The organism is Bradyrhizobium ottawaense (assembly GCF_002278135.3).
GTDB classification, from domain to species: domain Bacteria; phylum Pseudomonadota; class Alphaproteobacteria; order Rhizobiales; family Xanthobacteraceae; genus Bradyrhizobium; species Bradyrhizobium ottawaense.
In genome coordinates, this window is record NZ_CP029425.2 from 696,729 (window position 1) to 709,084 (window position 12,356).

Annotated in this window: 15 protein-coding genes; 7 read left to right on the top strand and 8 right to left on the bottom strand. The window is 58.1% G+C overall.

The window, feature by feature from the left end; translation table 11 throughout:
• Positions 1-5 precede the first annotated feature (5 nt).
• Genes CIT37_RS03215 through CIT37_RS03225 form a run of 3 tightly spaced genes read left to right on the top strand, consistent with a single transcriptional unit; the run spans position 6 to position 1,830 of the window.
• Positions 6-683, top strand: coding sequence for a hypothetical protein (locus CIT37_RS03215; protein WP_095424532.1), 678 nt, complete (start codon positions 6-8; stop codon positions 681-683).
• Positions 680-1,096: a phage holin family protein gene (locus CIT37_RS03220; RefSeq protein WP_038973256.1), complete on the top strand. Its 417-nt coding sequence runs from the start codon at positions 680-682 to the stop codon at positions 1,094-1,096. Before CIT37_RS03215 ends, CIT37_RS03220 begins: the two co-directional genes overlap by 4 nt.
• Positions 1,093-1,830: a hypothetical protein gene (locus CIT37_RS03225; RefSeq protein ID WP_038973255.1), complete on the top strand. Its 738-nt coding sequence runs from the start codon at positions 1,093-1,095 to the stop codon at positions 1,828-1,830. Before CIT37_RS03220 ends, CIT37_RS03225 begins: the two co-directional genes overlap by 4 nt.
• Positions 1,831-1,921: 91 nt before the next feature.
• On the opposite strand, the gene CIT37_RS03230 is transcribed toward CIT37_RS03225, so the two are convergent.
• Positions 1,922-2,185, bottom strand: coding sequence for a GlsB/YeaQ/YmgE family stress response membrane protein (locus tag CIT37_RS03230; protein WP_016839775.1), 264 nt, complete (start codon positions 2,183-2,185; stop codon positions 1,922-1,924).
• A gap of 37 nt (positions 2,186-2,222) precedes the next feature.
• Entirely contained in the window at positions 2,223-2,678 is a 456-nt protein-coding gene (locus tag CIT37_RS03235; RefSeq protein ID WP_038973253.1) for a YidB family protein, read from the bottom strand.
• Between the two features lie 849 nt (positions 2,679-3,527).
• Between CIT37_RS03235 and CIT37_RS03240 the strand changes: the two genes are divergently transcribed.
• Together CIT37_RS03240 and CIT37_RS03245 are read left to right on the top strand one after the other, a co-directional pair.
• Entirely contained in the window at positions 3,528-3,737 is a 210-nt protein-coding gene (locus CIT37_RS03240; protein ID WP_016839772.1) for a cold-shock protein, read from the top strand.
• A 226-nt stretch (positions 3,738-3,963) separates the two neighbouring features.
• On the top strand, positions 3,964-4,203 hold the full coding sequence (locus CIT37_RS03245) for a hypothetical protein (RefSeq protein ID WP_016839771.1): 240 nt from the start codon (positions 3,964-3,966) through the stop codon (positions 4,201-4,203).
• Positions 4,204-4,832: 629 nt separating this feature from the next.
• On the opposite strand, the gene CIT37_RS03250 is transcribed toward CIT37_RS03245, so the two are convergent.
• A complete protein-coding gene (locus CIT37_RS03250; protein WP_016839769.1) occupies positions 4,833-5,078 on the bottom strand; it encodes a hypothetical protein in 246 nt (81 codons plus the stop codon).
• Between the two features lie 465 nt (positions 5,079-5,543).
• On the opposite strand from CIT37_RS03250, the gene CIT37_RS03255 reads away from it, so the two are divergent.
• Positions 5,544-5,786: a hypothetical protein gene (locus CIT37_RS03255; RefSeq protein ID WP_016839768.1), complete on the top strand. Its 243-nt coding sequence runs from the start codon at positions 5,544-5,546 to the stop codon at positions 5,784-5,786.
• 482 nt (positions 5,787-6,268) lie between these two features.
• Here CIT37_RS03255 and CIT37_RS03260 read toward each other — a convergent pair whose 3' ends face one another.
• From CIT37_RS03260 to CIT37_RS03280, 5 genes are all read right to left on the bottom strand, one after another.
• The gene (locus tag CIT37_RS03260) at positions 6,269-7,012 is read right to left on the bottom strand and encodes a Crp/Fnr family transcriptional regulator (protein WP_167456559.1); all 744 of its coding nucleotides are present in this window, start codon (positions 7,010-7,012) and stop codon (positions 6,269-6,271) included.
• A gap of 623 nt (positions 7,013-7,635) precedes the next feature.
• Positions 7,636-7,770, bottom strand: coding sequence for a hypothetical protein (locus CIT37_RS03265; protein WP_016839765.1), 135 nt, complete (start codon positions 7,768-7,770; stop codon positions 7,636-7,638).
• A gap of 63 nt (positions 7,771-7,833) precedes the next feature.
• The gene (locus tag CIT37_RS03270) at positions 7,834-8,031 is read right to left on the bottom strand and encodes a hypothetical protein (RefSeq protein ID WP_075968876.1); all 198 of its coding nucleotides are present in this window, start codon (positions 8,029-8,031) and stop codon (positions 7,834-7,836) included.
• Positions 8,032-8,292: 261 nt separating this feature from the next.
• Positions 8,293-9,129 (bottom strand): ABC transporter substrate-binding protein, encoded by an 837-nt coding sequence (locus tag CIT37_RS03275; RefSeq protein WP_244611361.1) that lies wholly within the window; start codon positions 9,127-9,129, stop codon positions 8,293-8,295.
• A gap of 393 nt (positions 9,130-9,522) precedes the next feature.
• Positions 9,523-10,569: a lysozyme family protein gene (locus CIT37_RS03280; RefSeq protein WP_038972830.1), complete on the bottom strand. Its 1,047-nt coding sequence runs from the start codon at positions 10,567-10,569 to the stop codon at positions 9,523-9,525.
• Between the two features lie 909 nt (positions 10,570-11,478).
• Here CIT37_RS03280 and CIT37_RS03285 point away from each other — a divergent pair.
• Complete coding sequence (locus CIT37_RS03285) at positions 11,479-11,670, top strand: CsbD family protein (protein WP_038372499.1); 192 nt, start codon at positions 11,479-11,481, stop codon at positions 11,668-11,670.
• Positions 11,671-12,356: the final 686 nt, after the last annotated feature.

A 12,356-nucleotide genomic window follows, 5' to 3' on the forward strand; every position in this document is an offset into this window, starting at 1 on the left:
CCATCATGAGCGAGTTCGATCCGGACAACGTGACACAGTTCTCAAAGAACCAAGACAATGGCACCGCCAAAGACATGAAGGAGCAGATGAGTGATGCCGCAGCGGAGGTGAAGCAGCGCGCTGGCGACGCTTTCCGGGCTTCGGCCGATGTCGCGCGCGACAAATTCGGTGAGGCCGCGGATGCAGCAAAGGGGGGTGCGGAAGGAACCTTGGACCAGATCCAGAGCCAGGCCCGCGAGCAGCAACGTTCGGGAGCAGACTTCGTAGAGCGCCTCGCTGACAACATCCGCGAAGCCGGCAGGGCTTTCGAGAGCGATGTTCCGTTTGCAGCACGTGGCATCGGCTCCGCCGCCGACTATGTCAAAGACGCTGCGCAGAAGATCCGGGATGGGAGCTTCCCAGATCTCGTCGAAGGCGCAACCGACTTCGCAAGACGTCAGCCTGCGGCCTTTCTTGGAATATCGGTGCTGGCAGGCTTTGCGGCCGTGCGCTTCCTGAAGGCATCGGGCGGACCGTCGTCATCCCAAGGGCAGCGTAACACCACTGGCAGCACTTCGGGGAGCGGACAGGCGTCGCGTGGGACCTCGTTTTCGTCGGGAGAGCAAAACTGGAGTCAGGAGACCAGGAACGGTCGCCCTCATACGCAACAAGATTCATATTCAAAGGGCAGCACCGTACCATGAGCATCGAGCGCGATATCAAAACCAGCCAAAGCGAGTTCAGGGAAATCTCGACGCTGCTTGGTGACGCCATGTCGCAGTTCGCCAAGCTGTTTCAGAATGAAATCGACCTGGCAAAAGCGGAGGTTGGCGACAAGCTCCAGAAGATCGGCGGCGCCCTCGGCTTGATCATAGGCGGCGCCGTTCTAGTGATCCCAGCCATCGTCATGGCCTTGTTTGCACTGTCCGCGGCACTCATCTCCGCCGGATGGTCGCAGCCGCTGTCGTATCTGACTTCGGCAGTCATCGCCGCCGTCGCCGCCGCCGCGCTGGTCGCAATGGGCATGAGCCGCCTTGATATGCGTCAGCTGGCCCCCCGCGAAACGATCGGCCAGCTGGAAAAGGACAAGGACACCGTGAAGGGAATGGTGCGATGAGTAGCACAAAGACCGGCTTTATCGACAATCTGGTGGCGGCTGCCAAGGACAACCCGCTTGCCGCGGCGCTCATTGGAGGCGGAGCGCTCTGGCTGTTGGCCGGCGACCAGAGGCTGAAAACTGTTGCGCGTTCCGCTGCCGAAGCCGTCGAACCCGTCGCCGACATAGGGACGAGTGCTTTCAGGTCGGCAGCATCCGCGATCAAGCAGACCGAGGCGCCGCCGACCGCACCCGAAATGGACAACGAAAGCGCGCGAGGGGGCGGCGAGAGTCTCCCTGGTGCGACAGCAGCCCTTTCCGATACCGTCTCGCAGGCCGCCGGCAGCGTCCGGGATCGTTTCGATGAAGGCGTCGCCTTCGCGCAGGAGCAGTTCAGCAAGCTCGGCAATCCGCTTCCGAACAAGGACACCGTGAACAGCGCGAAGTCGTCACTCACAGACATGCTGGAACGGCAACCCCTCGTCCTGGGAATCGTGGGCGTCGCGGTCGGTGCAGCGGTTGCAGGCGCGTTTCGCGCGTCCGACATGGAGAACAAGTATATCGGCGAAGTCAGCGATAACCTGAAGGCCGATCTGGATCGACGCGCTGGTGCCGTGTCGCAGGCGCTGCGGGAAGCTTCTGATACCGTCGTCGCAGAAATCGGCGATACCGGGGCCGAAGTCGTGGACCGGGTTAGGCAAGCGGGTATGGACGCTGCGGCAGCTGCGCGCGCCGAGGTGAAGTTGCCTTCGTGAACGGAATAGGAGGAGCGCGCGGAGGATGGCGCGCTCCTCCAAGCTCGTCAGGCAACATGGTCACGCAGATCGCTGCGCGCGGCCTTAACTTTCATATGGCGCGCCGTTGTCGTCCGGCGAAGAGACCATACACAAAGAGGACGATGATGGCGCCGAGGACCGCTCCGACCAGCCCGGCACCCTCTCCAGGACGGTACCAGCCTAAGGCTTGACCCAGGTAAGTGGCAACGAAGGCACCGACGATGCCCAGGATCGCCGTGAGGATGAACCCGGAGGGTTCGTTGTCACCAGGCATGATGAATTTTGCAATCACGCCCGCAACAAAGCCGATGATAATCGTCCAAAGAATGCTCATTCTCTCCTCCTCTCGAATACCGGCGAAAGTTCAGCTGTTATGTCGTCGGTAGGCGCCCCTCGGGCGTGTACTTGTCGATTGCCTGAGGCAGCTCGCGCGACAATCTTGCGAGTATTTCCTCTTGAGAGAGTCCGGTCTCCGTCTCGAGCTTGTCCAACACCTCGGGCCCGATTGCTTCCCGCAACTGCGGCGGCGAGAGCTCCCTGTTTGGCCCAGAACTGATCCAAGACCTAGCCGCGTCTCCGTGGCCATTTTGATTGAACTTCTCCAGGAGTTCGCCAATTCCTCCTTGGAGCAGTCCCCCTACCCCTCCGCCACTCAACATACCTGTGAGATTTCCGAGTAGGCCACCAAGCGGTTGCTGGGCGTTGGCTGGCTGAAGCGATCCAGCACCCGGCCCTCTGAGCAACTCTGCCAACTTGTCCCGATTCTGATACCCGGCGATTGCCAGCATCCCGAGAAGTGCAGTCATGGCTGGCATTCCGCGGCTCATCTTTATGGCTCCTCAACGGCTTTGACAGCTCGAACTCGGAGGAGCCAGCTCTGTTCCTATGCGCCGGCACTGGAAGCGCCGCGCTATCCGTACTTCCGGAAGACGCGATAGACGTGAGAGGCGCGTCCTAGATCGGCACGAAGGACGAAGCTGCTCGCCCCGGTCGCGAGCCTCACGGGAACGTTTGACAGAACGACGGGTTCGGCTAAGCGCCGCGCCGCTTGCCGACGCGCCTGCTTCATAGGGCTGCCATGTCGAATGTTGATCGCACCCCGTCCTGGGAAGAGGAAAACGTCCGAGCGGCCTCGAGCCCGGCCTCGAACTTCTTGTCGTTGCAGATCGGCGTGGTCATCGTAGCTGCGCTATACGTCGCTCGTGAGGTGCTCGTTCCGATTACGGTCGCGGTGCTTCTGTCCTTCGTCCTGTTACCTTTGGTGAACGTGTAAGTTAGCGTCTGGCGCTTCTGACAGGAACGACTCGGCGCTCCGTTGATTTGAGATATCGGTCTGTGGCGCGATACCTGGACCCCTCTAGGTTTTTCGTCATCCACCCGGAACGGCCCATCGTCCGACGCGCGTTAGGCGATGGGCCGGTTCTCGTAATGCCACCTCATCGGCATCGTCACAACGCATTCGTGCAGCACCGTGTGATGCACCGCTGGCTTTCTTCTTGAAGTTTCTCAACTGCTAGAGTATTGTCTCATTTATCGATACTGGCCGAACAACTGTTCCGCTTTCGCCTCAGATCCTGACGGCGCGCACGTTTCAGACATTCTCCAACATCGACTAACCGGACGACTGGCCGCAACTCTGTGCGCCAGGTCCTGCGCGCATACGAAAGGAAGACCTGATGAACACAGGTACAGTGAAGTGGTTTAACACCCAAAAGGGCTTCGGCTTTATCCAGCCATCAAACGGCAGCAACGATGTCTTTGTTCACATCAGCGCGGTCGAACGTGCCGGTATGGGTACTCTGAGCGAAGGTCAGACGCTGTCTTATGACGTCGTCGCAGACCGTCGCACGGGCAAGTCCGCTGCCGAAAATCTTCGTGCTGCTTAAGAGCACGACAGACCTGTCGCTCTAGCCACGGATGTACTGGTAGAGCTTGTGGTCACGCCCCGCTCCCGAGTTATCGGGGCGGGGCTTTTCATTCAAGCAGGTAAAAGATCGAACAGCGGGCGCCACTGCGGCTCCCTTGACTGTTGCGCCTGTGCCCGATGACTGCGTCAGCGTGTTCACCAGCCGCATCGGGAACGTGATTCCTCAGTGCCAAGCAGGAGACTCAATGAGCATAGTTAAACGTCATCTAGCCGAGCAAGAAGAACGCCTGGTCCTGATCGAGGAAATTTGTATCGATACAGGAGCGCTTGTCTTGGATACTGCCACAGACGAAGTCTACTTCTCCGCGGACGAAGCGGCTTACAAGAACGCATACGTCACAGTGTTCCAAGCTTGGGCAAAGGGCACGATAAAGGGCACCGCGGAACAGATATTCGAGGCTACAAAATCCATTCTTGAAGACTAGCAAGACCGCCGATAGAGCCGTAAACGTCGAGGAAAATATGTCATACGCCTATAAGCTAAATGAAGAGGTTCGGCACCACGCTCAGGGTCCCCAAGGACGCGCCGCAACTGAACTGCCGAGGATCTACACGATCGTACAGTGCATGCCGATCGAGTCCGATGGACGAGTAAGATATCGCATCAAGTGCAGGTCCGAGAACATTGAGCGCGTCGTTACGGAAGATCAGCTTTCGTATCTTCACTGATCTCCGCGAGAATGGCGCTTTGGTTGAGGGAGCTGGAATAGTACAAGTGAGTCCAGACCTTCAGCCACGCCAAAAGCACCGGATGCACACCTGAAGGTGTCATCGAGTCACTTCGCGTAACCCTGTGATCGGAGCCAAGCGATCCGACGCTCTCCATTCGTCCAATCGTCAATATCGGCTTTGCTCGTGAAGCCCGTAATCTCTCGCGCTTCTGCGCCCGGGTACTCGGCGATGATAGCCCAGTCGCCCTCGGATTTACGAACTGGTTTGAAGTTCACTTTTATTTTTGCCATGCCGAATTATGTAGGAAGGCGGCCGAAAAGGGAACCCGGTTGTGCCATGTTCGGCCTAGAGTAAATAGCAGACGTTGGCCCCCGAGGATGCCTTACTCTGGAGCGATCCTGTAAACATCGCCGGGTTTGAGGTTGAGTTCCTCGAACATCCTCTGCTGGTTTTCAGTGAGGACCGCTGGCACAACTGCCGCAGTCCAGCCTTCGGGAACGGCAGCAAGGACTAGCGTCAATGCCTGATTAGGCTTGGCTAAGGCGAGCCACATCTGCTTCGTTGGCTGCGGAGCGTCGTCCGAGGTCACCTCAACGATAGTGAATGAAGTGCCGAACGACTCTGCCATCCCTGGCCAATCCGCGGAATTGCTAAGAGTTGCAATAACTAGCTGGGTCGCTGAAGGCGGACGGGGTCAGCAATCAATCTATAGGTGGGCACCCAAGCGGTGTTCCACGATTCCATGGTCGCGCCGCAAACCGAGCACTCGAAGCTGGCGATCTGCCGACCCGGGGCCATCGCCTCGGTTCGGGTATAGATTGCTCCACAGTGGCAGGTTCGGTAGTGGGAATCGGGCATTCCCGTTTATGCGCTCAAAAGGCGAAACAGGCCACTGCGAAGATTGAACTAGGCCGTTGAGGAGGGAAGCAGGATAGCCGGTGAAGCCGGCAGAACCTGGCCCACAACTAGAACGTGCGATAGCTAAGCCTGGCTCCACTGTGCGGGCGCCGCCTTGCCCCCAGCTCTGGATATAGTTACTCTCCACTAGTTACTCTCCACGCGAAGCTCAATTCGATAATGGCAGAAACTTCACATGCCAACGACGACACGCGAGTACATTGATTTTTGGGTCGAGAACAGCGTTCACGCCGCGGAGCAATATGGGACGCCGGGCGCTTCACAAAGCGTGGACGTATTGGTTGACCGCCTCGTTGAGGGGGCCAAAAATCAAAACATCCCGCGAGAGGCCCTTGAAAAAGAGGTCGGTGATCTAAAGCAGCACATCGAGGGAAAACTCGCGACTGCCAACCGGATTGAGCAAAATCGCCGCAAGTGACTTCGACTTGCGCAGATCCAACGAAGTCGCGTCTAACTTAGCTCCGATCAGGAAAGGCACTGCGAGAACGGCCATGGCAATGCGAGAGGAAATAAAGCGAGTGATACATGCTGCGACACCCGGTATGTCGCAGCAGCTCTACTCAGCACTGCTGGTGTTAGGCGAGCTCCTTAGCAACGCACTCGACCGAATCGATGAACTCGAGAAGAAGGCCAACGGCCAAACGGCAGACAAGCGCTGATCGCCCGCCCCATCTCATTGCTCAAGCTTTTTCCGGCTACCTAGAACGACGTCAGGTTAGCCACAGGCGAGGCCCGCAATGGGTCAGAAGCGCCGATTTGACCAGCGGTCGGGCGCTTCCGGTTTACCACCGACTCCGGACAACTCGCCGCTACGCCCTAACGGAAGCGATGGGCCAAGAGCAGAAATCGCCGACGCAAGCCGCTCTGAGAACATCTTCTCATCGAGCATGTCGGGCTAGGCTATAGATCGTCATCCCGCTCTATTTCGGGCTTTTCGTGCAAAACGGCATCCAGCAGCGAATTGTGAACTTCTATCTTCCCATTATAGCTGATGAGTCCAAGTTTGCGGAATTTGTTCATGAAGAAGCTCACCCGGGATCGCGTCGTGCCGATCATCTCTGCCAACGTTTCCTGGCTGATATCGATCAGAATAGGCTGAGTTGTGCCTTCCGTTCCGAAATGCGCGAGCAGAAGAAGAAGGCGTGCAAGTCGCTTCTCGCTTGAATTGAAAAGCTGGTCGATCAAATCCTCTTCGATGCGGCTGTTTCGCGTCAGGAGATAGGCCATGAACAGCTCGGAAAATTTCGGCTCGGACTGAACGGTGTGGATCATCGCTTCTTTGCTTATTGAAGTGATCATGCATTCCTCCACCGCAGTTGCGGTCGCGATCCGCAGTGGATGACCATTGAGGCACCCTTCGCCGAAGAACTGGCCCGGTTCCAAAATCCCGACGACCGCTTCCTTTCCTTGCTCGGACACGACGGTGAGCTTGACGCGGCCTTTTTGAATGTAAAAAACTGCATCTGCCACGTCTCCTTGCGTGAAGACGTGCTGACTTCTCTCAAATTTCAGGATTGCCTTGCCTGCCCCTACCTTTGCGAGAAAGGCTTGGGGATCGAACGCCTTCTTGGTCGATTTCCCCACAGGAGTCTCCTTTACTCCGATGAGCGCGTTCTCATCGTTATAGCGGTTGAGCGCCGGCATGTCACTTACGTCTTCGCTGCCTAGGGGGTGCCGAAAATCACGCCCCGATCTGCGGGCTCGATCACAACGCCGCGTTTGCTCGTCGAAATGGCACGAAGTCTTACGTCGGCGCTCGCAATTCACCCCGGAGCCATCCTGCAAGTTCGCCGGACTTCATCGGATCGAAAAGCTCGACCACGCGCTGATGAACGTGATCGCAAGCGGGGCACTTGAATGTTCGGATGTCAAAGCCGGAGGCACCGGAGGTAATCCGTGCCAGTATTGTAATTGCTCTCTTGCACTTTGGACATCGTGGCTCGTGAACCGTGATCATGTGCTTTGCCTTCATCAGGCGGGAGCGCTACAGAACTCTCAGTCACCGGTAGTTGCCGATAAGTGAATGGTGATAAGATCACCATGCAACTGTCGCGAGTTCCGCGCTGTTCTGTTTTGCTCAGACGTGTGACAAGGGGTCCAACGACGGACAGAAGCCATCGTTCAAGCACCGGGAACGTCCGGTGAGGGTCAAAATGCAAACAACTCAATCTGAGTTACTGAGCGGACCTCAACGAAACGCTCCACTTCGCTGATGGGCCAAGACGGCATGCGGTTCGTCTTTAAGTGAAAGAGGCCGCCAGGCGGCCTTAATTCATTTTGCGATGCAGCTTCCAGATGATCTCGCGGAGGTCGCTCATGTACTCGGAAATCACCCGCTGCGCTTCCTCCACGCGGGAGGGCGTAAGTTGCTTTACGTCGCTCTGCTGTTCGGACTTAGTCATGTTTCTAACGCTCCCAGAGTGGCTGCCGGGAGACGCAACGCAGGAGGCTGGCTTTTTCAACGTTCACCTCGGCGGCTGCAATCCGGGCGAATTTAGCCATTCGCTGATGTGAGCGCCGGTCTCGGCTTGCCGGGCTTTGCGGATCGCGCGTTCCCGCTCGATACCAGGTGGAAGCGATTTGGCTTCCTGACGGAGGCGTTGGGCTTGTTCGGCAAGGCGCTCTTCAAGAGACGTGGTTTGCTTGAAACGGCGTCGCTGCATGGCGCTGCTCCTTTCTAGAGGAGGCGGGAGCGCTAGTGGCGTTCTCATCACCGATGAAAGCCAAGGGCCGTGCGGTGATCATGGAAGTCTGGCATGTCCGGTAACCGACATCTGGTCAATATTGACCACCAACTGGAATACAGATTCGGGAACGTGGCCCACGGCAGGTCCGGTAAGGGTCACAAGCGGCCCTCAACGGCCATCACCGTGAAGGTCCGCTCGGGGCCAACAAGAGACTCGTGCATCGCAACAATAGGATCTCTATTCGATCACCTCATCAGCGCGAAGCAGTAATGAGGTCGGCACGCTGAGGCCGAGTGCTCTGGCAGTCTTCATGTTGATCACGAACTCGAATTTTGTCGGCTGCTCTACCGGCAGATCGGACGGCTTGGCGCCTTTAAGTATCTTATCCACGTAGCCGCCTGCACGGCGGAAGAGATCGGCGAAATCGGGGCCGTAGACGATCAATCCCCCATTTGCGAATTGTCGGGAGAAATGAACGGCAGGCAGATGATGTTTCGCCGCGAGCGCGACGACTCGGGGGGCCTCGACAACAGTCAGAGTATCGCCAAAAACAATGATTGCATCAGCGCGCTGGGCGGCAGCCGAGGCAAAGGCCACATCAAGCTCCTCGGCCGTGGTCGCCTGAACTATCGGCAGAGCCACACCTAGGTTACGGGCCGTACTGGGTACCTCGTCGGCTAACAACAGCCTATGCATCGGGTTGCCTGGATTGGCCAGGATTGCAAACTGCGAGGCACCAGGCACCAGTTCCCGGAGGATTTCTATTCGTTTTGCGACAAAATCTCCCGGCACGTAAGTCGCAAGTCCCGTTATGTTGCCGCCGGGCCGCGCTAGGCTTTGCACGAGGCCAAGTCCCACAGGATCAGCCACGGCTACGAATACGATGGGAATGGTAGCAGTTGCCGATTTCAGAGCCTTGGTTGCCTGCGGTGCCGCGACGATGAGCACATCGGGACTGAGGGCAACCAGATCGGCAACCGAAGCGGGCAGTCGATCCGGAGGTTGGGAAAAACGATAATCGATAATCAGATTTCTTCCGTCTATCCAACCGTGGTTTCGCAGCCCATCAAACAACGCCAGTTCGGTTTGATTGAGCGTCCGCCCGCTTCCGTCACCTACAGCGAGAAAGCCAAGTCGATAGCGTCGGCTCTGCGCCCGCAAACCCCGTGACGAAACGAGTAACGCCGCAGTCCCGCCGCTTCATTCGACCCTCATCACAACTTGAGGACGACCGGTGCAGTATATCAGTTCTCGACAGAGGTGGCACTTGGTGAGTGCAATATTGCGTCGCAAAGCGGCGCGACGATATGTCCGCCTTGGGTCAAAAGCTGCTCACCACGTCTCATCGCGCAAGGTCAGATCTCCCTCAAACAGCGGACGTGGCGACGGCGCGTTCGTTGTTCGGCTCAGGGCCATGAGCGGACTTGGTCTAGCCCGCAAGCGTGGCAGGGCCTGCCGAAAACGAATTTATTGGCTTGCCGCCGCAGCGGCAGTCGCCACATATTTCGTGTAAAATTCGGCGACCCGGCCGCGCCACATACCGACGAACGCCTCTGAAGTCACGTTGTCCACCGATTTCCAAGTACGCTTGAACGCTGGAAGTGCATTGCCCCAGATAGCGCGTTTGCACCACCTTCCGCCCTTCTCCTTGCCTTCGCTGGTGGCGCACATGGATTTCCAAGCGATGCGAGCGGGCTGGCTGATGTGCTCAGCGGCGCCTTCCCAGCCCTGCTGATGGATCAGGTAAAGATCGCTCAAGTCCGGCTTCCGATGCGTGATCCACTCGAAAAGGATGCCTTCGGTAATGACCTTATAGGCGGCCGCAACGGCGTTATCCCGCGGACTGCGAATCTGCCCGAAACCGAACTTCCCGAACTCATATTGGCTCAGCTGAAACAAGCCGATATACGACCCGGTGCGTTGATTGGGATTGAAACCGGATTCGATCTTGGCAACCGCCATCATGAAATTAAAATCGAGACCAAATGCGTCGGAAGCGCGCTTGATCTCTTCGGCCGGCGTTCCGACCGGGATGTCCTTGAACGAACGCAAGACGATCTCCGCCGGTTTCTCGGCGGGCGGCAGTTCAGACCAGACGTAGTAGACCAGATAACGGAAATCCTGCGTCGACGCCACTTTCGGAGCATCGTTGGAAGCATCGCGTCCTGCCGGCAGCGGTTGGACGATATCCTGTCCCAACGACGCCAATTTGGTCGCGACGGGTTCATCGACGATCTCCGCTCCGGTGCTCAACGGCCCGGAACCTGCTGTCGTCACCGAGCCCAGCTCGGCTCTTTCTGCCCGAAGCGCTATCGCAAGTCTGGCCGATGCCTCGGCGTACAAGGCGGGCGTCGCCATGTTCGCAGGAGCCGTCATGTTCGCGGGAGCCGCTATGTTCGCTGCAGCGCCCGTCATGACATCCGGCCCCGTCCCGGCCGGCCTGTTACCGGCGGCTAGATAAAGTCCCACGGATGCGACCGCAGCCGCGATGCAGCTTGTCTGCCAAACCTTCATTGCCCGAAGTCCACGGATGGCTTCTGTACAAAGGCTGTTCGCATGTTCCTGCGGCCGGTGGTGCGTCCTCCTTCGTAAAATCTTAAGGTTTAAATGTGGTGAATGAGAGCAGACCTTCTGCCTCGTCACTCATCGTGTCCCGCTTTGGGTCACGAGCGCCCCTTGGCGGGAGACGCTGTGGGTCGGCTATGGGCCAGAAGCGTCGCTCAGCGGGCATCACCGTGAAAGTCAGGCTACGCGCCAGCTGAGTTTGAAAGAGCGTTGGCGCTGGATTGCAATTTGGCTGAGGCACACGCGCAAATTGGCGGCGCAAAGCTGTATATGGGTCGCGGGGCTGAGACTGAAGCCCATATCAAAGAAGCATTTCGCCTCTCTCCCGCGATATCTTCGCTCATCGCTGGTTCATGATAGTAGGCTTTGCCACTGCAAGGGCGTTGTGTGAGCTTGTTACAACTTTCACAATTCGCCGCCTTCGGGACGGCGCGTACAGTGATCACCCAGTTTACCTCGTCAAACGCGAGCGCATCTATGACGGTTTGCGGCTGGCGGGGGTGTCGGAAGAATGAAGTTATAGGTAGCGATTCCCACCGAGTGTCGCGCAGGTCCGCTTCGGGGCAAAGGCTGCCCTCGTCTGTCCGCAGGACGCTATTCTGCTCACCTGGCTGTTTCTCCATCTAGGCCCCGCCGCTTCATCAACGTGCGCATCCCCGAACATTTCCGCCAAACTGGTGAAAACTTGCGACTGGAGCGCTGACACATTGCACACAGAAACGAGCAGGACAGAAACGCAATCCGTTCCTTCGTCCGCTATAGCCAAGTCTTGGTGTGCAAGAGCGGTGCGCGCCTCGCAGGAACGACCGCGCAACGGTTTCGTTGTGCTCGTCTTCCGGACAAGAAAGGATAATGATCATGGACCGTGAACATGTGAAGGGCGCCGCCGACAAGGCAAAAGGTGCGATCAAACAGGGTGCCGGCAAACTTACCGGCGACAAGGACCTGGAAACCGAAGGCAAAATGGATAAGGCCAAGGGATCCGCCCACAACGCTGCGGGAGACGTGAAGGACGCCGCGCGGGATACCGCTGACGCCCTCAAGAAATAAGTAGAAAAAGGAAGGTCTGAAACTAGCCGCCGCAGGGCGGCTTTTTCTTTTCCATCACGTCCCGGACAAGTTTTTCGGGGCCCTTTAAGCTCGGGGTCTTTGCCCTCATGGCCGTGTGGCCATGGCCTCACGCTGCGCATCTTCGCTGAGTGTCCGCGGCGCACCTCTGCCGGAGCGGAGGTCGGCTCGGGTCACGAGCGGCCTTCAGCGGGCATCACCGTGAAGGTCCGCTGCGGGCCAATAGGCGGACTAACCAGACTTGCCCTGCTGCGGCAGCCCGCCGATCGGGCCAAGCGGCGCCGTGAACGTCGTTGAGAGGCGCGCGAACGGGCGAGGTCAAGCCCCTCCTGAGTCCAAGAAAGAAGCCGCCAGCTTAACGCCGCGGCTTAGATAGTCCCGGACTGTCGATTGCCTCCTTGGCCCCAAGCGTACCACCGTTACCTTGTTTGCGGCCATGCCCGTCCGACCTACAGAACAAGCTTCATTTCTGCTATCGGGCAGCCGAGTTGTGCACCGGGCTCTTAGCCGCTAAGGCGCGAAGGGAGGCGGACGGCAGCCGAACCCGCGCCGTATCGCCAGCCTCGACCGTCCCGCCGACCCGCACCACGCCCAGCACCTCGGATTGGAACGGAGGGCCCTTCTCCGCCGACGAGAGCATCTGTCGTTTAAGCCCGTCAATGAGGATG